This window comes from Photorhabdus aballayi (assembly GCF_026153155.1).
Lineage (GTDB): Bacteria > Pseudomonadota > Gammaproteobacteria > Enterobacterales > Enterobacteriaceae > Photorhabdus > Photorhabdus luminescens.
Window position 1 is genome coordinate 190,075 of record NZ_JAPFCD010000001.1, and the last position, 19,447, is coordinate 209,521.

The following is a 19,447-nucleotide window of genomic DNA, read 5'->3' on the forward strand; positions in this document are numbered from 1 at the left end:
CCGAGGTCTGTTATGTCAACAGAAGTTCGCCTTACCCAATATAGCCACGGTGCTGGATGCGGTTGTAAAATTTCACCAAAAATTTTGGAAACCATTCTGCATAGTGAGCAGGAGAAGTTTCTTGATCCTCACTTACTGGTTGGCAATGAAACCCGTGATGATGCTGCGGTTTATGATATTGGCAACGGTATCGGTATTGTCAGTACGACAGATTTCTTCATGCCGATTGTCGATGATCCCTTTGATTTTGGGCGCGTTGCTGCCACAAATGCTATCAGCGATATTTATGCGATGGGCGGTAAGCCCATTATGGCGATAGCTATTTTGGGATGGCCTATCGATAAATTGGCGCCGGAAATTGCCCGTAAGGTGATTGAAGGTGGTAGAGCTGCGTGTAAAGGGGCTGGGATTGCACTGGCGGGAGGGCACTCTATTGATGCGCCTGAACCTATTTTTGGTCTGGCTGTAACCGGTATCGTTAATATTGACCGAGTGAAACAGAACAGCGCAGCGAAAGCGGGTTGCCAGCTATTTCTGACCAAGCCGCTTGGAATCGGCGTATTGACCACGGCGGAGAAAAAAGGCTTGCTGTTACCTGAACATCAGGGCGTCGCGATAGAAACCATGTGCCGCTTAAATAAATTGGGGGTGGATTTTGCTGAGGTGGCGGGTGTTACAGCAATGACCGATGTAACCGGATTTGGTCTTTTAGGGCATTTGAGTGAAATTTGTGAAGGATCGGGAGTTCAGGCCACTCTCCATTTTGCAAAAGTGCCTAAACTGCCGGAAGTGGAATCTTATATTGAAAAGGGTTGTGTTCCGGGGGGAACCGGGCGTAACTTTGATAGTTACGGTCATCTTATTGGTGAAATGACAGAACTTCAGCGCAAACTGTTATGTGATCCACAAACATCCGGTGGCTTGTTGTTGGCTGTTCTACCAGAGGCTATAGACGAAGTGAAAGCGATTGCACGATGTCATGGCATCGAACTGACCGCGATTGGTGAATTGTCTGAGCAACAGCCAGGCAGAGTACTCATTGAGGTCAATGAATAACACCCATGCGGCTTTTTATTGCAGAAAAACCTAGCCTAGCCAGGGCGATTGCCGATGTTTTACCAAAACCGCATCGCCGTGGTGATGGCTTTATCGCTTGTGGCGATAACCAGTTTGTTACCTGGTGTATCGGGCATTTGCTGGAACAGGCGGAACCTGATGCTTATGACAGTCGTTTTGCCCGTTGGTCATTAGTTGATCTTCCAATCATTCCTGAAAAATGGCAGTTAAAACCTCGACCTTCTGTTGAGAAGCAGCTCAACATCATCCAGACATTGCTGAAAAAAGCCGATGAAATAGTGCACGCCGGCGACCCGGATCGAGAAGGGCAACTGTTGGTGGATGAGGTTCTGGATTTTTTGAAGCTAGATGATATAAGGCGAAAAAGCGTTCGCCGTTGCTTGATAAGCGATCTAAATCCACAGGCGGTGACCAGAGCTATTGAGCGATTAAGAGATAACCGGGATTTTGTTCCGCTATGTGTTTCAGCTCTCGCCAGAGCCAGAGCTGATTGGCTGTACGGCATTAATATGACCCGTGCTTATACCTTGCTTGGCCGCAATGCGGGGTATCAGGGAGTATTATCTGTCGGGCGGGTTCAGACCCCGGTTTTGGGATTGGTTGTTCGCCGGGATGAAGAGATTGAGCACTTCGTACCGAAAGATTTTTTTGAGGTGAAAGCGCATATTGTTACGCCGAAAGATGAACGTTTTATCGCTATCTGGCAACCAAGTGAATCTTGTATTGATTTTTTGGATGAAGAAGGGCGATTGATCCACCGGCCTCTGGCTGAACATGTTGTAGCCAGAATAACCGGTCAGCCAGCCTATGTGACCTCTTATCAGGATAAACGGGAATCTGAAGTCGCTCCTTTGCCGTTTTCATTATCTTCTTTGCAGATTGAAGCGGCTAAGCGTTTTGGATTAAATGCGCAGCAAGTGTTGGACATTTGTCAACGATTATATGAAACACATAAGCTAATTACTTATCCCCGTTCTGATTGCCGTTATTTGCCTGATGAACACTTTGCCGGTCGTCATGCGGTGCTTAACGCGATATCTATTCATGCAAAAAATCTGTTGCCACAAGAATTACTGGAAATAGATAGAAAGAATCGTTGTTGGGATGATAAAAAGGTTGATGCTCACCATGCAATTATCCCTACGGCACGAAGTAGTCATATAAATCTGACGGATAACGAGGCTAATATTTATGGTTTGATTGCCAGACAATATTTAATGCAATTTTTCCCGGATGCCATATTCCGTAAATGTGTTATTGAATTAGAAATTGCGGGTGGAAAATTTATTGCCAAAGCCCGTTTTCTTGCTGAGGCAGGTTGGAGAACGTTGCTTGGTAATAAAGAGCGTGATGAAGAGAATGATGGAACGCCATTACCCGTTGTTGCTAAAGGCGATGAATTATTGTGTGAAAGAGGAGAGGTGGTAGAGCGCCAAACTCAACCTCCGAAACCATTTACTGATGCAACTATCCTTTCCGCTATGACAGGAATTGCCCGTTTTGTACAGGATAAGGAACTGAAAAAAGTTCTTCGTGCAACAGATGGACTGGGGACGGAAGCAACACGGGCTGGCATTATCGAATTACTGTTTAAACGGGAGTTTCTTTATAAAAAAGGGCGTCATATTCATGCAACACCTGCGGGTAGAGCGTTGATTCATGTATTGCCTGATATGGCCGCTTTACCGGATATGACCGCCCATTGGGAGTCCCGATTAACGCAAATCAGCGAAAAACAGTTTCGTTATCAAGATTTCATGGAGCCGCTTGAGGAAACATTGCAGCAATTAATTTGGCAGGCTAAACAGAACCGTAATTTAACGGCTTTTCGTGACTTACCACCATTGCCGATTAAAGATAAAAGAGGGAAAAAAACGAAAGCAATAAAAAACACTAAAACGGCTGCGCCATAGGGCGCAGCAATTATTAGCGTTATTTTAAAATAAACGATTGATATTCGATGTTAATAGAATATCAAATTTTAAATTCTGCCCAAACAGGGGCATGGTCCGACGGTTTCTCCATCTCACGGATTTTATAGTCAATACCTGTTGCGATACAGCGCTCCACCAAAGGTTTACTTGCAAGCAGTAAATCAATACGTAGCCCTCGATTATCATCAAACCCTTTGGAGCGATAATCAAACCAGGAAAACTGGTCGTTACATTCAGGATTGAGATGACGGAATGTATCAACCAAGCCCCAATTTTTCAGGCGCGCCATCCAATCTCTCTCTTCTGGCAGGAAGGAACATTTACCGGTTTTTAACCAGCGTTTTTGGTTGTTCTCGCCAATTCCGATATCCAGATCTGTCGGACTAATATTCATATCACCCATAATAATCACTTGTGATTGAGGGGTTAAGTTTTGCTCCAGGTAGTTTTGCAGATCCTGATAAAATTTCTCTTTTGCCGGAAATTTCACTGGATGCTCACGGTTTTCTCCCTGTGGAAAATAGCCGTTAATAACGGTCAATGGCCCGTGCGGGGTCTCCATTTCCGCCATGATAACACGGCGTTGAGCATCTTCATCATCCCCTGGAAAACCACGATGTACAGCAAGAGGCGCCTGGCGCGTTAACAGTGCGACGCCGTAATGGGCTTTCTGGCCGTGATAAAATACATGATAGCCAAGTTCTCTAACCTCTTCTAAAGGGAACGCTTCATCATGAACTTTTGTTTCCTGTAAGCCGATAACATCGGGTCGATGTTGCTCGACGATCGCAGCTAACTGATGGGGGCGGGCACGTAATCCATTAATATTAAAAGAGATAAATTTCATCTTTTACAGCCATCCAGTAAAAAGACACAGGAACAATAATAACAGATGGATCTTAAAAAGTAACTATTGACAATGGTCAGTACGAAATAGTAACGGGCCCCCTAATATTATAATTTGTTGTGGAAAATATAATAATTTGTAGTGAGAAAGAGCCTCAGTTAGACCGTTTTTATCTCAAGTGTTACAAAAATTGATTACTGAAAAATGTAGAACCCTATCCTAATCTTTGATAGAAAATTGAGCTCGTTAGTAATGTTTATATTTTCTAATGGTTGATTGGTTAAGATTAATTTTTGAACCATGATAAACATGAATAATAGAGTTTATTGAGCCACCTATGTATTGAACATACGCTTTTTTTATGTGGTATATGTTTGAGAAGTATTTGTTTTTTTGTACAAAATTTATGCCTTCACAGTATCAAACTTGATTTAGCTGTCATTTGGTGAAGGCTATTTCAAAGAAATTATTTTAGCCACAGGTTATATAGGAACGGTGAATTATGTTTTTTTCTCGTAAATTAGAAGCATTCATGGCAGTGGTGGAAAATGGTTCTTTAAGTAAAGCGGCAAGAGTGATGAACCGTACAACTCCTCCAGTAGCTAAATCAATCAAAGACTTCGAGGCAACATTAGGGAAGCGCCTTTTCAAAAGGGAGAAATTTGGGATGAGTCTGACTAAAGATGGTTTAGAATTATATAATGATCTTAAAGATCTTTATTTACAAGAAAAAGAAATAACTAAAAAACATATAAGTGGTAGTATATGTAACATAGTTAATATTTATTACGATTGGGGGAAAAACAAACATCTTATTTATTTATATAAAGCAGCTGACAGAAATAGCTCCCAGGTAAATATATTCCGGTTTAGTTATGATAACATTGAAGAAATAGTGGATTACGACGGCAACACGCTCATTCTGAGCTCAGAAAAGATACTAAGTGACCGTTTTAGTCTCATTCGTAAGATCAAAGGGCCTGAATTGGGAATTTGCTGCCGAAAAGAATTATTGGATATTGCCGGCGGCGATGTGATGCAATTGCTAAAGAGTAATACTTGGCTCTGTGATCCTGTACTTTATAAAAGTAGCTTCATTAAAAACCTGGAAGAAGAAGTTATTCAAAGTGGTGGAAAAGTAAATATGCGTCAGATGGATAATATGGGATGCTGCATGAATTTCATTTATTCCAGAGATTATATATTTATTACCGATTCTCATCCTGATGAATTGGAAGGAGGAGACGCTTTGAGTTTTGTTCCTATAGCAAAACCTGGCGCAGCAAATCAATGTTATATTTACAAGTCCAAATCACACTCAAGCGTACTTAATCGTTTTATCGATTCAGTCAATGACATGAGTTAAAATTCATCTACGCGGAGAAGATTATTGTAAGCTCCGCGTTGTTGTTATACGGAGATAATTATAAAGATTTTTCACTGTACCTAAATGATAAATTTATATCTATAATTCTTATTTGAATATTCCAAGTGAATATTTGGTAGTGGTGAGGAAAAATGGACTGTTCCTCGCCTTTTGGGGCAACGTGTACTACCAGCCTGACATTATGATTCATTCTCATCTGGCGTTTGGTACAACCCATTGTGCATGCATAAATTTGCATGGCTTTTACCTTACTGCGTTAGCCTCCAAATAGTTTTCGGCAAAATTGGTAAACTCCTCCTGAGTGAGGGGTTTTTTGGTTTTTGGGTTGGTATAGGTCAGTGTGGGTTCTTGGACTGCCATTGCCACCAAGTCCAGTTTGCCTTTGTAACGATTGAAAAAGGGATAAGCGTTTTTCATCTGAGCAGATTGATATGGCACGATATCGGGGCCGTTGGGATCGATCTTATTTTTTGCAGCGAAATTAAAAAAGCGAGACATATACTGAATCACTACCAACCATAACCTTGTGCTTTGCCTTCACTGGGATTATCAACTTGAGCAACTAAACCGCCTTGATATTTTGTGTCTTGTTGGAAATAAAATGGAATATAGCGGGCATTTTTCTCAAAAAAACGATTCTGGATCTGAATAAACAGCTTCTTTTTTATTCTGTTAAGCAACGACAAATCTTTTTTGATCGCGGAAAAATCATATTTCCCTGGTACGCTCTCCAATTGTTTCCAGCTATAAACAACTTGCATACCGCCAGTGTCTTGATGTTCCAACAGAGGACGTAATTGATTGAGCTCATCGGATGAAGTGTAGAGATAGTTTTGTGGTTTTTCTGCGAGTGCAGCAGTTGGTAGTAAACTAAAAATCAGAATGGCTGAGATGAGTTGTTTTAGCGCCATTATTATTTCCATCCTTAATTGTAAGGGAATGAGTAACAAGTTTATGACAGTTTAACAAGGCAGATAGTTCCATGACTTTATGAGTTTATTTAACATCACAAAGTGACTTTATTGATTAATTGGTAATTATTTTCCGCGTCGTAGTACTCATTTACCTCTATCTTTCTAAATAAATTCTCATTAAGAATAAATGAAAATGTTATCAATCAATATCATATTAATTGGGCTGGTTGACGGTTTTTTTAAAGATATTTGGTCATTTATTGTTGAAGTTTAACCAAAATTAAATGAGAGACGTTTTGTGATAAAAAGGTCTTGACTTTTTTATCGGCTAATTAAGGAGGTTATCTCATCTATAAATGATTTATTTTGTTGTAGAAGATAAAGAATAAATGGTGGGTATATCAGCGTAACATACAAATTACACTTGCTCTGATAATACGTTTTCTGAATAGGTTAATCTAATGGCTAACTCTAAGGATAGTGAAAGAACAGATATCTTGAGAGAATATCATTAACAATATTCTGATTAATCTGTCGGATTGTATTCGTGGTAGTACCTTTACACGTGCCCGGTGGCGATAAGGGTTGGCCTGTTTTTTATCTTACATCACGGGATATCTTGTTATTTGTATAGCATGAATGAGAATTATTCTTTTTTACAGTGAATTAATACATGATATTTAAAAGGCAATATGAGATTAAGATTCATGTAACATATTGAATAAAAATGAAAATAGAATATTACTCTCATGAGGGGATTATCTGATTATAACTGAATGTTCAACTTCCTCTCATTTTATGACAATTAATGCCAGTTTATTTTTGTCAATAAATGTCATGTTGTTGTTATGAGGCTTGAATATTTTGTTTGATATGCTGTTATATCGGTGGTGCAAAGGGGTGTGCATTAAAAATCGTATTTTTTGAAAAAATAAGATGATTATAGCATTTCCGGCAAAGAGTAAGAGTTTAGGTGAATTCTTTAATGATTATCTTGAGTTGAGTAAAAGTAAGTTGAGTGAAAGTATTTTCACTAAAAATACCATACAAGATTAAATAGAAGATTATACTATTCAGGGTGCAATGAGAAGAGATACACCTGTGGATAAAATAGTTTTATTAACTAATAAATTGGTGATGGAAAACGGATATAATTATGTAAGGTTAGGAGTGAGAAATTTAAAATTAGCGTGCTAAATTCCTGAGGTTACAGAGACAAATTCTTTTAGTAAATCTGATTGTACTTTGATAAGCAAGTATGCAGAATAATGTAAGGTAGTGCGGAGAGCGATATGTATACTGTACTCCTATGTATTTATCCCACAGACAAATCAAAGGGGGGTCACATGACAGTAGGAATGACAACGTTAGTAACGTTGCTAACTCCGCTTCCAGACATTAATCAGTTGGCCAAGTTGCCAGAGTATCTTTCTGCGCCAATTACTCAATTGGTGCAAGACAGAGCGGAACAAAAAACGCTGACAGCTCAGGAAGTGATGTCATATTTTTCTGAATCTAAAATGGCGCTTGCTTACCTGAAAGAGAATACCCAAATTGGTGTTGAATTACTTGAAACCATTGACCGTGACGGGATAGAACCAGATATAGATATTCGTGATGTAGTCGAGTGCTACGAATCCGCAGCAAAAATCGCCACGAGTCAACTCCATCTCTTGAAATTAAGCTATATTCTTGCGGAGTCTTCGCCTGCATGGGGGCCGCATGTCAAGTTATTCCAAACACATTCTCAGGGAGCTCTGAGGGTTTTTGCAAATAATAGAAATATTTTGTTGCGTATTGCAACAACGTTAAAGCAGTACTTACCAGTTAATACAGGTGAATATACACCGAAAGCCGACGCAGAAAGTTATAAAGAGTTGGTGAATCTCTCGCATAAAAAGCTGGGTATTCCATTACCTGTGTGGGGTTAGGTATATGGTTTACGTCAGCGTGGCGGAAGATCTACTTGTCAATGCGGCTGCTCATGATTACGCAACCATGTTGGCTAAATATTTGAGTGGGGTAAAAGAGGTGTCTGGTTGGCTTGGGTGTCAAGGGCGTTTTGAGCGTAACATGCAGGCTATGGAATCAGGAATATGGAAGTTACATATTCTTCCCCTGAATGAAAAACCGTGGCCGGCAAATGTAATGCTACACAACAGGAAAAGTGACAATTATCTGGTTTATGCTCAACATTGGTATTATGAAAATCATTATCAGGTCGTGGCTGTAGTGATACCAGATGCACACTCGCGTATTGATAGGCTATTAGATAAACTTGTTCATATCGTAGAAGATTCTTTCCAATGCTTAAATGAGCGGGAATTAAGACTGCTTAATCATGTAAGCGCATGAACTCATTTACTAAGAAAAACATATAGACCTGCTCCGGCAGGTTTTTTTATGGAGTTTTTGCAATGTTAATCTATTGGAGATAAATCAGAAAATAGTGTAACCATTAACTGTTTTCGTTAACAGAATAGCTGTTAGGATAAATATCACTACAGATATTCCGATGAAGGTATTTGGCTATATGGGTGAGATCCGTGATTATACTTTTCTCAGTGAAGAGGGAGTTTTGCTATGGGATTCTCTTGATGTTATTGGCTGTCTTATTATTCGTATGGCATGAATGAGAATTATTCTTTTTTAGCGTGATGGGGTAATTAAGATTTAAAAAGGAGTGATGAGATTGAAACAGCGATAATTTATTGGATAACATAAAAATAGGAATTATTATCATAGTGGCCTGATTATAACAACATATTCAGGTCGCTTTCTAAAGTGATTCTAGTAATTTTCCTGCCGGGAGTGGTGAGAAGTAATCTAATAATGTCTGATGTGGCATTTAATTTCAACTACCGAGTAATTCTCGGTAGTTGATAAGTATTTAGCAGAAAATTAAGATGTTACTTTCTGCGTAGTGAAGTTTGAACTATTTAGATACGAGAGATATATAGCTAACTCTTAAGAATCTTTATACCCAATTAAATTCAGCTTCTGTGGTTAGGGTTGAGTCTAAATTGACGGCTGTAATTCTATAGTAATAAATAACGTTAGGGGGCGCGTTGAGTATTTTAGTTTCTCCAGGCCAGACATCAATAGAATTATAGAATTCATACTCCCCAAATGGGGACGCCCAGAAATTTAAAACCCTCATTGCTGCTTGGCCTTTGTTTTTTATTGCTATATTTCTCCATCGAATAGGAATGGTTATATTCCCATTTTTATAAGCTTCGATAGCTTGATTAGGGTTTAGGAATATTTTGAAATCTGTGAATGTCATATTGGTTTCCTTATTATTGCTGTTATTTGTTGGCATATATAATCAGGTGACTTTACCTGCAAAATTTAATTTAACACTTTCCATGAGAAGTTAAATGTTGAAATTTATCAGTGATGTAAAAGGAATAAGGTAAACATAAAAGCGGTTAATACACATTCCATGCTACGCATTGCGTGGCCTTTTATTTTTTCGCACACGTTTAACGGGAGCTTAATTTCTAGTGGGGGGAAATATGAAATTCATGGACAAGCTGCTTGGCATCTGGATGCAGCTATGATTATGGCTGTTATCAGTCAAAGAGATACGAAAATCCCGACAGTGGCGGGGACATGTATTCCTAACGGATTTATTGCCGATAGCGGTAGTCGTAATTAATGACGAAGGAGTTACACCGATAAAAAATAGATAATTTAATATCATGAATCATGATCTTTCCTTATTAAAGCGGCCCATAAATTGCTGAAATGAGCCGCAAAGAAGAAGTGGGTAACTCGATTGTATGCTTTTTAATTTAATGGACCTCCATTGACGTGGATTTAATCGTTTTGTAAATATACCCTTCATCTTTCAAGCTGCTGCTTTGTTGGCTGCTTTCACTCACCCCAGTCACATAGTTCTCTATGCTCCTGGGGATTCGTTCACTTGCCGCTGCGCTGCAACTCGAAATCTATTGGGTATAAAAGTGATCATTATCTCTTAGCCAGAAAGGGGGCTGTATATAGGATAGTTGATATCCAGATGATTGCGGTGATAAACATAACAATCATCCTGGTGAAACGCCAATAAAATGGCTTTGGGGGTGTAACGGTGGGAATAGGTAATTTGGTATTTTGGGGCTGACTATTATCTTGTTCGTTATCTTGAAATGGCAGAATAAAACGATAACCTTGTCGGTACACTGTGTGTATGGCTTCGCCTAGATCACAATAGCGTAATGTCCGGCGTAACTTACAGATTAATTGCAGTAAATTGGTTTCTGCTACTCCATTTTTGCGTTCAGGCCAAACCAGAGGGATCAGTTGTTCCCGATTTAATGTATTCCCTTGTGATGCATGTTCCCACAGTGCGAGTAGCAGGCGCTTCTCTTTCTCTGTAATGATAAATATATTTTTACCATGAATTATTTTGTTTGAGTCACAGTCTAAATAAACATCTCTAGTTATTTTCAACATAACGCATTCTCTGCCTCTGTTTAGTGTTTGTCTATTCGCTATAGCCAGGAGGGCTCAATTAGGCTTATGCCTGTTAGAGTTTATATAGTTTTCGTATGAGTAATGCAAGAAAATAAATGATTTAAAATCTTTTATTTTATTTTGTCATATGAGTTATTTTTGTGTTTTTTATTAACAAATAAAACTAATGATAATTAATTATTAGTTTTATTTATATTGTGATAATTATACCTCTATTGCTCATAAAATGATGGCAGATTTAGAAATATAGATAAAATATTTTTAGGTATTATTTGTAGTTTATAAATTCATTTTGTAAAAATTAATCAATAGGTATCCACGAGCCATAATGATTTGGATTGGGGGTGATTTATTTATGTAATTGAAATAACAGGTAAAAAATCGATAAAAGTAATTATTTTTTATTTTTAACTTTTATTTATCGGCATTTGAGTGATTACTGTTCAATGAATGGTTTTTTTAAAGTTTGTTTAAAGGAAGAAGAATAAGTTTAAAGCTCCAATACCAACAGTGTGATGTTTATCACGTATTAACTTATACGTTACGTTAGTCAGTAGTCAGGTCGCCTCATTCAAGAATGAGGGTTTGGATATTAAAGCCGCAAGTGAATACACAAGTAAGGCATTAGGCATGATACCTAAGGGCGGTAGCGTACCTAAAATTAAAATGATGTGTGTTCTAACCCGGTTATGAATTTAACTCTTCTTAAGGAAATCACAATGTCTACAACTGCCGATCAAATTGCTGTTCAATACCCCATTCCAACTTACCGTTTTGTCGTGACTGTTGGTGATGAGCAAATGTCTTTTCAAAGTGTATCGGGATTAGATATTAGCTATGACACCATTGAGTATCGTGATGGCATTGGTAATTGGTTACAAATGCCTGGTCAGCGTCAGAGACCAACAATTACCTTGAAACGCGGTATTTTTAAAGGGCAATCTAAATTGTACGATTGGATTAATTCTATTTCACTTAATCAGATAGAAAAGAAAGATATTTCTATTAGCCTGACTGATGAAACCGGTTCAAATTTGCTGATTACTTGGAATATTGCTAATGCTTTCCCAGAAAAACTGACGGCACCTAGTTTTGATGCAACCAGTAATGAAGTTGCGGTGCATGAAATGAGCCTGAAAGCCGATCGGGTGACTGTTGAATTCCATTAATACGCTGTTTGCTGTCAGGAATAATCTGGCACGTTAATGTAGTGTTTTTTAAAGGCGAATATTATGACAACTTATGATTATCCGGGTGTTTATATTGAGGAAGATGCATCATTGGCGCTCTCTGTTCGTACAAGCGCCACGGCGGTCCCTGTTTTTGCTGTCAAAGATGAAAATTTGTTTAAGTCAGGAGACGGCTATTATCGTATTAATAGCTGGTTAGAATATCTGACACTAAGAAATAGACAATTTAATCCCAACGACAAACTTGATATCTCATTACGCGCCTATTTTATTAACGGCGGTGGATATTGTTATCTTGTTAAAACCGAAGAGTTAGTAAACCAAGTTCCGAAGCTGGATGATGTCACATTGCTGGTTGCTGCCGGAGAAGATATTAATACTGCCGTCGGGATGCTTTGTAAACCGGGCAAAGGATTATTTGCCATTTTTGATGGTCCACAAGCTGATATCACCGAAGTGACTAAAGTTACCAAACAAGATGGCGCCACCGATATAAAAAAACCCGATCCAGATAAAGTACTCAAACCTTATACCGCCACTGCTTATGGCGCAGTTTATTATCCTTGGCTGACCACTGAGTGGGGAGAAAAAGATAACGAAGGGAAAAGAGCTAGCGTTGATATTCCACCTAGTGCAGTGATGGCGGGTATTTATGCCAGTGTCGATAACAACCGAGGTGTTTGGCAAGCGCCGGCTAACGTCGCTATTCAAGGTGGATTACAACCTAAATATCCGGTGACTGATGACCTACAAGGAAAATATAACCAGAGCAAAGCACTGAATATGATCCGCGATTTCCCTAAGAGCGGCACATTGGTTTGGGGAGCTCGCACGCTTGAGGACAGTGATAATTGGCGTTATATCCCAGTTCGCCGCCTGTTTAATAGTGCGGAGCGAGATATTAAAAATGCGATGAGTTTTGCGGTGTTTGAACCTAATAGCCAGCCCACTTGGGAAGTTGTGCGTCGAGCTATTGATAATTATCTCTATTCTCTCTGGCAACAAGGCGGATTGGTGGGAAATAAAGCCGAGCAAGCTTATTTTGTTCAAATAGGCAGAGGTATCACTATGACTGATGACGATATTAAACAGGGCAAAATGATCGTCAAAGTGGGTATGGCGGCGGTTCGTCCTGCCGAGTTTATTATCTTGCAGTTTACACAGAACGTCGCACAATAATTGGAGGTAATATGCCAATAGCACCAACTTATCCGGGCGTCTATATTGAAGAAGATGCATCACTGGCGTTTTCTATTAGCCAAGGGAGCACGGCAATTCCTGTTTTTATTGGCCGCTTCTCACCTAAGAAAACTAGCATAACGCCACAAGTGGCACGGGTTAGTAGTTGGTTGGATTTCGCTAACCAGTTTCATGTGGGTTGTGTTACGTCAATAGTTATTAAATCAACCCCCCCGCCTGCTGCTAAAAAATCTAAAAAAGTTGAGAAAGTTGAAGGTGATATATCAGCCGAAAATAAAGCTACGAAAGAAAATGGAGAGGTTAATAGCGATACAGATGAAGAAGAAAAAAAGGCTGGTTACACTTACGAGGTGACAGTATCTAATTACACGATAAGCAGTGATGCGTTAAAACTTTATTTTCAAAATGGCGGTGGACCTTGTTATATATTACCAATTGCTGATTTGGAAAATACTGAAACTCTGAGCTTAATTCCCGAATTAATTGAGCAGGCTTTAGAAATTACCTTGCTCGTCTGCCCTGAACAAGATTCTGATTATCAGAGCAAGATATATAACAGCTTGACATCTTCATTATTGAATAAGGGCTATTTCCTTATCGCTGATAACCAAGATAAAACAACTGCTATTAGTGTTAATGTGCCTTCACAAACGGCGACGTATTATCCGGCGGTGAAAGTCTCACAGCTTATTCCAGTGGAAGATAGCCTGATCGCAGTTTCAGGTTATGAAGATGCAGAAACAAAACCCGATGTAATCACAAATCTGGCGCAACTCAAAGAGCAAGACTCAAAACTCTATGAGCAAGTTATTGAGGCAATAAAACAAAAAATTGCTGATAACAAAAACATTATTCCCGCCAGTGCAGTAATGGCCGGTGTCTATTGCGCCACTGACGCCAGCCGTGGCGTCTGGAAAGCGCCGGCTAATATTGTTCTGAGCGGCATTAGTGATGTCGAAGAACGGCTCACCGAAGATGAGCAAGGTACCATGAATCAAAAAGGTATCAATGCTATCCGTTATTTCAATAATCGAGGATTCGTCGTGTGGGGTACACGTACCCTGAAAGATGATGACAACTGGCGCTACATTCCGGTACGGCGTCTATTTAATGCAGCAGAACGAGATATCAAACAGGCAATGCGATTTGCCGTCTTTGAACCTAATAGCCAACCGACTTGGGAGCGAGTACGGTCAGCCATTGATAACTATCTTCACCAACTCTGGCAACAAGGGGCGCTGGTTGGCAGTAACCCCCAAGAAGCTTATTTTGTGCAGATTGGTCAAGGTATCACCATGTCCGAGAGCGATATTAAGCAAGGCAAAATGGTGGTCAAGGTTGGGATGGCGGCGGTGCGTCCGGCTGAATTTATTATCCTGCGATTTTCGCAAAAAGTAGCACAGTAACCGTACTGGGGCGCGGTTTGCCGCGCCTGTCCTGTAGAGGAAATGATAATGGAAATAACACAGTCGGGCGTGACAATTGAGGAGAACCTGATATCCCAGAAGCCGGATGAGGCATTTATTGGCGCACCGGTTTTTATCGGTCATATTCCCAAAAGTTCGGGCAATAAAACCAGTTCGGGCAGCAAAACCACAGTCAAATTAAACAGCCTGACCGACTTTACCCTAAAATTTCGTGAGTCAGGATTAATGTACTACTCCGTGCGCCACTTTTTTGACAATGGCGGTCAACAAGCCTATGTATTGCCGCTGGCTCCTGATGAACCACTGAATGATTTTCAATCATTGGTCGCCGCACTGCAACAGGATTGGCTTAAGCAGGCTATTGCCGCGGAGAGTGCTATCACACTGATTGTTGCTCCTGATATTGTCCGCTTTAATCAGATGGGAGAGTCTGGTGCTGACATAGATCTTTGGTTGCAATTTTGGCAGTCGATACTCGATCTGTGTAAAAGCCGACGTGGCATCATGGGATTGCTGGATGCCCCGGATGATCCGGTACTGGCCGCTAAATGTTTAGAGCAGTTTTCCTCAAGTGACCGGCAATGGGGCGCGGTATATTGGCCGGGGCTGAAAACCACATACCAAGAAAATGGTAAACATATTATCCTTTCGCCTACCGCGGCGGTGGCGGCGGTTATCCAGCGTAATGATCATCAGCAAGGTATCTGGACCGCGCCAGCCAACGTAGCTTTAGCTAAGGTAGTCAGCCCAGTACGATCCTTTATTGAAGCTGATGCGCTCTTTAATCAGAATGGCGCTTCGTTGAATCTGGTTCGTAGCTTCCCCGGTAAGGGAATTAGAGTTTGGGGATGCCGAACTTTGGACAACATTCCCGGTTCTCCCTGGCGTTATATCCAAACTCGCCGCTTGGTCTCCTATATTGAAGCTCATATGACCCGATTAGGCCGGGCTTTTGTTTTCGAACCCAACAACGCTATTACCTGGATGAAACTTAAAGGCCAAACTTACAACTGGCTGCATCAATTATGGTTAAAAGGTGGGTTGTTAGGTACTCAGGAGGAGCGAGCGTTTGACATATTACTCGGTGTTAACGAATCAATGAGTGAAGCGGATCTGCGGGCCGGGAAAATGGTCATGAAAATCAAACTGGCTCTGTTAATTCCGGCGGAATTTATTGAGCTGAGTTTGACGTTTGATACGCGTACCGGGACAACGGGATTAAATTAAACAGGGGCAAAATATGCATAATCTATACACCCCGTCAGTATCACACCGTTTTATCGCCAGTTTTCTGTTTAACAATATTCCCAGTCCACTTGATATTGCCTTTCAGCGCATATCGGGACTCAGCCGTGAACTGCAAACCACCCAACATAGTCAGGGAGGGGAAAACGCCAGAAATGTTTGGCTGGCCGAGAAGATCCAGCACGGTAGCTTAGTACTGGAACGTGGTGTTATGACGATTACACCGCTGACTTTGATATTTGATCGTGTCTTGCGTGGAGAAAAAGCGGTTTATGCTGATGTGGTCATTATGTTGCTGAATGAAAATTTTTTACCGGCGGCAAGTTGGACGGTGAGTAACGCGTTACCGGTTCGTTGGTCTACCGGTGACTTTGATGCTAATAGCAATGCCGTTTTGGTCAATTCTCTGGAATTACGTTATCAGGATATGCGTTGGTTAGGAGTGAAAGTATGACTGTAGAAATTAAGGAACTGATTATTCAGGCCAAAGTTACCGATTCTGCCAGTGATTTATCATCCCCGCGAACATTAGCTCAAGAAGCGCTGGATGACGTTCGCCTGATTGAAAGGATTAAACGGGAGGTGTTAGAGGCATTACGTGAAACGGGAGGCCATTATGAGCTTAATTGAACGTAGCTTGTCCAAACTCACTCTGACTGCCTTTAAAGATCGGGAAGGTAAAATTTTGGTGGGCAGTTTACCGGTGATGTATAACCCTGATGCGATCCAGTTCAATTATCAAGCCAATTATAAAAACGATGAAAGTATTACCCATACCCACCAAAGTAACCACTATGTGTCGTCCCAACCTGCGGGCTTGTCATTAGATCTATTATTTGACGCATTAATGCCCGGCAACAATACGCCGATCGAAACCCAACTAGCGACGTTGAAAACCCTCTGTGCCGTTGATGCCGGTACCAAAGTTCCTCATTTTCTTAAAATCAAATGGGGCAAAATGCGTTGGGAAAACAAAGGTTATTTTGCTTGCCGGGCCAGCGGCCTCGGTATTCATTACACCTTGTTTGACCGGGATGCCATGCCGTTACGGGCAATAGCTACCTTATCGCTGGTGGCGGATGAGAGCTTTGTTATTCAGGCCACTGAGCAACAGTTAAAATCGCCGCCGGCTACTGCGGTTAGCGTAACCGATATGCTCTCTCTGCCATTGATTGCGCTGGGTGCCGGCGCTGCTTTGGCGGGCGGTATTGATTATCTTTCGCTGGCTTGGCAAAACGATCTGGATAATCTTGATGATTTCACGCCGGGACAAACGCTACAAGCGCGGAGGGAAGCATGAAGATACCCCCGATCATGATTAAGATAGGCGGCAAAACGCTCAATCAGTTTACGGTTATCAGTTTGTCAGTAAATTATCCTGTCAATGGCATTCCTTCGGCTAACGTCACGTTAGGTATTATTGGCGACACCAGCCATATTTTCGATGCCAAGGCGCAGGCTGAGTTGGCAAGTTGTCGCCCGAATCATGAACTTATTGTGCAGATGCAAAAAAATGTGTTGTTCAAAGGGATCATCGTTCGGCAGACACTGGGGCTTAAAGGTCAGGACAGTCTAATGATTCTGACGGCGAAACATCCACTGCAAAAATTAACGCATAATTTCCACTCGCAGCTATTCAGTAAGCAGAGCGATGAGGCGATTATCAAGAAGCTATTCAGCCAGGCCGGTGTGCCTGTCACAATAAAACAAGCGCCTCAACTTAAAACGGTGCATGAGCAAATGGTGCAGTTTCGTTGCAATGATTGGACATTCTTAAAAAGCCGGCTGAGTGCGACGAATACCTGGCTGCTTCCCGGCCATGATACGGTTAAATTGGTAACGCCGGAATCACTTAATCGGTCAACCGTACACACCATTTACCAGCGTGGTAACCATCAGAGCGTTGTGCTGTTTGAAGCTAATCTGCAATGGGATAATCAGCGCAGTCCAAAAACAGTCAGTGTGCAGTCTTGGGACATTAACCAACAAAAGTTGTCTCAGGCGATTCAGGTAAAAAGTAGTGGGTTTGGGCATGGTCAACTTGCTACGGACATGCTGAAACCGTTGACCGATCAAGAGTGGCAATGGATTTTCAGCTACCCGTTGGATAATGAACAAACCAGGCAGTTTACTCAAGGTATTATGGGCAACCGGCGAAACCATAATATATCCGGCAGTTTTGAGGTTGCAGGTGATGATTGCTATCAGCCGGGGGATGTTTTGGCGTTAACAGGCTTTGGGCCGGGAATGGATGGTCAGGCGATTATCACCGGCGTCAGTCAGACCATCAACCAACGGCAGGGTTGGCGTACCCGGTTAACTTTAGGCATGCAATCAGACGTAGAACAGGTTATCCCTCAGGTTAAAGAGCTGCATGTCGGGATCGTAGAAAAATACCAACAGGATAGCCAATCGTTAGGCCGTATTCCGGTCAAAATACCGGCCTTAAACTTAACCAATAGCACTCTTTTTGCCCGCTTAGGTAAACCTTACGCCAGTCATGAGAGTGGATTCTGCTTCTATCCAGAACCGGGAGATGAGGTGATTATTGGTTTCTTTGAATGTGATCCCCGTTTCCCGGTGATATTAGGCGCCATGCACAATCCTAAAAATAGATCACCGTTAGAACCCAGTGAAAAAAATCTGGTAAAAACGTTAGTGATTAAGCAGGGAGAAAATCAACAAGCATTAATCTTCGATAATAAAGACAATACGCTCGCATTTAATAGTGGAAAAAATACCTTATCTTTGCAACAGGATAAAGATATCACCATTAATTCTGCTAAAAATCTCATTACTCATGCGCAGGAAATTAATATTCAGGCCGAAAAATCCCTATCAGCCGCTGGAAAATCTGGGGTTGATATTAAGGGGGCGAAAATTAATTTAACACAATAATAGGTTAAATAAGATGGCAGATAAAATATTAACCGATATTTATGGTCGGGGCTGGGCATTTCCGCCGCAATTTTCTTCTCAGGAGGGAGTCATAATGGCAGAAGGGGCAGAACATGTTCGCCAGAGTATGAAAATTCTTTTTCTGACTGAACCCGGCGAGCGGATTATGCGTGAAGATTATGGTTGTGGTCTCAATGATTATATGTTTGAAAATATCAGTGATGAATTAATGGCTGGAATTCAAACACGTATTGAAGAACGAATATTACGTTATGAACCCCGTGCAGAAATGATTGAAATTAAGGTGAGCCAGAAAACCGATTTACCGAATACCTTACATATTCAGGTGAATTATGCCTTGAGAGGCAGTGAAATTATCCAGCAAATCGAAGGTATTCTTGAGATTGGAGAAGGTCCGATAGAGGTGTCTTATGAGCAAACAATTGGTGGTTGATGGCGACACGTTGCTATTCGAGCCCTTGTTCGGTAACCGACAGGTCACCATTCTGGGGCCGGCAATCATCCGGGGGAGCGGACATGCCAAAATCCAAGGCAAAAAGATTGTCATCGTGGGTGATGAAAAAAAGATACAGCTTCAAGCGCAGTATATTACGCCTAGCCATCCAATACCCGGCATGGGTATGGTTACCATTGCTCAATTGGATGCCAGCCAGCAAGTAAACTTTTGCCGTAGCATTGCCACGGTAATTATTGTTGGACAGCAATTTATTGCCCGTTTTACCCCATCACAGCCAGCAAATAATCCATCGAGCGGCCCGGATATAACCGCACCCAGTATGGGTAAAGGTCGATTTATTGCCAGTCAATACGCTGTTAGTGCCGGGTAAA

At 41.1% G+C, this 19,447-nt stretch carries 20 protein-coding genes; 15 read left to right on the forward strand and 5 right to left on the reverse strand.

Going from position 1 to position 19,447, the window contains the following annotated elements; all coding sequences use genetic code 11:
- Window positions 1–12 precede the first annotated feature (12 nt).
- Entirely contained in the window at window positions 13–1,056 is a 1,044-nt protein-coding gene (gene selD / locus OO184_RS00685) for a selenide, water dikinase SelD (RefSeq protein ID WP_265377550.1), read from the forward strand.
- A gap of 5 nt (window positions 1,057–1,061) precedes the next feature.
- Window positions 1,062–2,990 carry a DNA topoisomerase III gene (locus OO184_RS00690; protein ID WP_265377551.1) on the forward strand — a complete coding sequence of 643 codons (1,929 nt, stop codon included), beginning with the start codon at window positions 1,062–1,064 and terminating at the stop codon, window positions 2,988–2,990.
- 61 nt (window positions 2,991–3,051) lie between these two features.
- On the opposite strand, the gene xthA is transcribed toward OO184_RS00690, so the two are convergent.
- A complete protein-coding gene (gene xthA / locus OO184_RS00695) occupies window positions 3,052–3,858 on the reverse strand; it encodes an exodeoxyribonuclease III (RefSeq protein ID WP_265377552.1) in 807 nt (268 codons plus the stop codon).
- A gap of 502 nt (window positions 3,859–4,360) precedes the next feature.
- Between xthA and OO184_RS00700 the strand changes: the two genes are divergently transcribed.
- Entirely contained in the window at window positions 4,361–5,224 is an 864-nt protein-coding gene (locus OO184_RS00700) for a helix-turn-helix domain-containing protein (RefSeq protein ID WP_036780805.1), read from the forward strand.
- A gap of 264 nt (window positions 5,225–5,488) precedes the next feature.
- Here the strand turns inward: OO184_RS00700 and OO184_RS00705 are convergent, their stop codons facing one another.
- Both OO184_RS00705 and OO184_RS00710 read right to left on the reverse strand, forming a co-directional pair.
- Window positions 5,489–5,743: a Mammalian taste receptor protein (TAS2R) gene (locus OO184_RS00705; RefSeq protein WP_265377553.1), complete on the reverse strand. Its 255-nt coding sequence runs from the start codon at window positions 5,741–5,743 to the stop codon at window positions 5,489–5,491.
- An 11-nt stretch (window positions 5,744–5,754) separates the two neighbouring features.
- Window positions 5,755–6,156, reverse strand: a complete 402-nt coding sequence (locus OO184_RS00710) for a hypothetical protein (protein WP_265377554.1) — start codon at window positions 6,154–6,156, stop codon at window positions 5,755–5,757.
- A 1,349-nt stretch (window positions 6,157–7,505) separates the two neighbouring features.
- Here OO184_RS00710 and OO184_RS00715 point away from each other — a divergent pair.
- Both OO184_RS00715 and OO184_RS00720 read left to right on the forward strand, forming a co-directional pair.
- The gene (locus OO184_RS00715; protein ID WP_265377555.1) at window positions 7,506–8,090 is read left to right on the forward strand and encodes a hypothetical protein; all 585 of its coding nucleotides are present in this window, start codon (window positions 7,506–7,508) and stop codon (window positions 8,088–8,090) included.
- Window positions 8,091–8,094: 4 nt separating this feature from the next.
- Window positions 8,095–8,514, forward strand: coding sequence for a type II toxin-antitoxin system YafO family toxin (locus OO184_RS00720; RefSeq protein ID WP_049581380.1), 420 nt, complete (start codon window positions 8,095–8,097; stop codon window positions 8,512–8,514).
- 622 nt (window positions 8,515–9,136) lie between these two features.
- Here the strand turns inward: OO184_RS00720 and OO184_RS00725 are convergent.
- The gene (locus OO184_RS00725; protein ID WP_256125243.1) at window positions 9,137–9,445 is read right to left on the reverse strand and encodes a hypothetical protein; all 309 of its coding nucleotides are present in this window, start codon (window positions 9,443–9,445) and stop codon (window positions 9,137–9,139) included.
- Window positions 9,446–10,134: 689 nt separating this feature from the next.
- Entirely contained in the window at window positions 10,135–10,617 is a 483-nt protein-coding gene (locus tag OO184_RS00730) for a winged helix-turn-helix domain-containing protein (RefSeq protein ID WP_265377556.1), read from the reverse strand.
- A 740-nt stretch (window positions 10,618–11,357) separates the two neighbouring features.
- On the opposite strand from OO184_RS00730, the gene OO184_RS00735 reads away from it, so the two are divergent.
- The 10 genes from OO184_RS00735 (at window position 11,358) to OO184_RS00780 (ending at window position 19,446) form a co-directional block, all read left to right on the forward strand.
- On the forward strand, window positions 11,358–11,807 hold the full coding sequence (locus OO184_RS00735; RefSeq protein ID WP_265377557.1) for a phage tail protein: 450 nt from the start codon (window positions 11,358–11,360) through the stop codon (window positions 11,805–11,807).
- Window positions 11,808–11,870: 63 nt separating this feature from the next.
- Window positions 11,871–13,007, forward strand: coding sequence for a phage tail sheath family protein (locus OO184_RS00740; protein WP_265377558.1), 1,137 nt, complete (start codon window positions 11,871–11,873; stop codon window positions 13,005–13,007).
- Window positions 13,008–13,018: 11 nt separating this feature from the next.
- On the forward strand, window positions 13,019–14,434 hold the full coding sequence (locus OO184_RS00745) for a phage tail sheath family protein (RefSeq protein WP_265377559.1): 1,416 nt from the start codon (window positions 13,019–13,021) through the stop codon (window positions 14,432–14,434).
- A 48-nt stretch (window positions 14,435–14,482) separates the two neighbouring features.
- Complete coding sequence (locus OO184_RS00750; protein ID WP_265377560.1) at window positions 14,483–15,682, forward strand: phage tail sheath family protein; 1,200 nt, start codon at window positions 14,483–14,485, stop codon at window positions 15,680–15,682.
- A gap of 13 nt (window positions 15,683–15,695) precedes the next feature.
- On the forward strand, window positions 15,696–16,154 hold the full coding sequence (locus OO184_RS00755) for a phage tail protein (RefSeq protein ID WP_049581386.1): 459 nt from the start codon (window positions 15,696–15,698) through the stop codon (window positions 16,152–16,154).
- Window positions 16,151–16,330 (forward strand): DUF5908 family protein, encoded by a 180-nt coding sequence (locus OO184_RS00760; RefSeq protein WP_049581387.1) that lies wholly within the window; start codon window positions 16,151–16,153, stop codon window positions 16,328–16,330. The genes OO184_RS00755 and OO184_RS00760 overlap by 4 nt, the downstream gene beginning before the upstream one ends.
- On the forward strand, window positions 16,317–17,000 hold the full coding sequence (locus tag OO184_RS00765) for a CIS tube protein (protein WP_265377561.1): 684 nt from the start codon (window positions 16,317–16,319) through the stop codon (window positions 16,998–17,000). Before OO184_RS00760 ends, OO184_RS00765 begins: the two co-directional genes overlap by 14 nt.
- The gene (locus OO184_RS00770) at window positions 16,997–18,598 is read left to right on the forward strand and encodes a phage baseplate assembly protein V (protein ID WP_265377562.1); all 1,602 of its coding nucleotides are present in this window, start codon (window positions 16,997–16,999) and stop codon (window positions 18,596–18,598) included. The genes OO184_RS00765 and OO184_RS00770 overlap by 4 nt, the downstream gene beginning before the upstream one ends.
- 13 nt (window positions 18,599–18,611) lie before the next feature.
- Window positions 18,612–19,052, forward strand: a complete 441-nt coding sequence (locus OO184_RS00775; RefSeq protein ID WP_265377563.1) for a GPW/gp25 family protein — start codon at window positions 18,612–18,614, stop codon at window positions 19,050–19,052.
- Complete coding sequence (locus OO184_RS00780) at window positions 19,030–19,446, forward strand: contractile injection system spike tip protein (RefSeq protein ID WP_265377564.1); 417 nt, start codon at window positions 19,030–19,032, stop codon at window positions 19,444–19,446. Before OO184_RS00775 ends, OO184_RS00780 begins: the two co-directional genes overlap by 23 nt.
- The last annotated feature ends 1 nt before the right edge of the window (window position 19,447 follow it).

Coding starts and splice junctions, on each gene's coding strand:
- OO184_RS00710 (WP_265377554.1), bottom strand. CDS start 6,156: ATGGCGCTAAAACAACTCATCTCAGCCATTCTGATTTTTAGTTTACTA.
- OO184_RS00720 (WP_049581380.1), top strand. CDS start 8,095: ATGGTTTACGTCAGCGTGGCGGAAGATCTACTTGTCAATGCGGCTGCT.
- OO184_RS00770 (WP_265377562.1), top strand. CDS start 16,997: ATGAAGATACCCCCGATCATGATTAAGATAGGCGGCAAAACGCTCAAT.
- OO184_RS00725 (WP_256125243.1), bottom strand. CDS start 9,445: ATGACATTCACAGATTTCAAAATATTCCTAAACCCTAATCAAGCTATC.
- OO184_RS00730 (WP_265377556.1), bottom strand. CDS start 10,617: ATGTTGAAAATAACTAGAGATGTTTATTTAGACTGTGACTCAAACAAA.
- selD (WP_265377550.1), top strand. CDS start 13: ATGTCAACAGAAGTTCGCCTTACCCAATATAGCCACGGTGCTGGATGC.
- OO184_RS00750 (WP_265377560.1), top strand. CDS start 14,483: ATGGAAATAACACAGTCGGGCGTGACAATTGAGGAGAACCTGATATCC.
- OO184_RS00765 (WP_265377561.1), top strand. CDS start 16,317: ATGAGCTTAATTGAACGTAGCTTGTCCAAACTCACTCTGACTGCCTTT.
- OO184_RS00745 (WP_265377559.1), top strand. CDS start 13,019: ATGCCAATAGCACCAACTTATCCGGGCGTCTATATTGAAGAAGATGCA.
- OO184_RS00690 (WP_265377551.1), top strand. CDS start 1,062: ATGCGGCTTTTTATTGCAGAAAAACCTAGCCTAGCCAGGGCGATTGCC.
- OO184_RS00780 (WP_265377564.1), top strand. CDS start 19,030: ATGAGCAAACAATTGGTGGTTGATGGCGACACGTTGCTATTCGAGCCC.
- OO184_RS00775 (WP_265377563.1), top strand. CDS start 18,612: ATGGCAGATAAAATATTAACCGATATTTATGGTCGGGGCTGGGCATTT.
- OO184_RS00760 (WP_049581387.1), top strand. CDS start 16,151: ATGACTGTAGAAATTAAGGAACTGATTATTCAGGCCAAAGTTACCGAT.
- OO184_RS00735 (WP_265377557.1), top strand. CDS start 11,358: ATGTCTACAACTGCCGATCAAATTGCTGTTCAATACCCCATTCCAACT.
- OO184_RS00705 (WP_265377553.1), bottom strand. CDS start 5,743: ATGTCTCGCTTTTTTAATTTCGCTGCAAAAAATAAGATCGATCCCAAC.
- xthA (WP_265377552.1), bottom strand. CDS start 3,858: ATGAAATTTATCTCTTTTAATATTAATGGATTACGTGCCCGCCCCCAT.
- OO184_RS00715 (WP_265377555.1), top strand. CDS start 7,506: ATGACAGTAGGAATGACAACGTTAGTAACGTTGCTAACTCCGCTTCCA.
- OO184_RS00755 (WP_049581386.1), top strand. CDS start 15,696: ATGCATAATCTATACACCCCGTCAGTATCACACCGTTTTATCGCCAGT.
- OO184_RS00700 (WP_036780805.1), top strand. CDS start 4,361: ATGTTTTTTTCTCGTAAATTAGAAGCATTCATGGCAGTGGTGGAAAAT.
- OO184_RS00740 (WP_265377558.1), top strand. CDS start 11,871: ATGACAACTTATGATTATCCGGGTGTTTATATTGAGGAAGATGCATCA.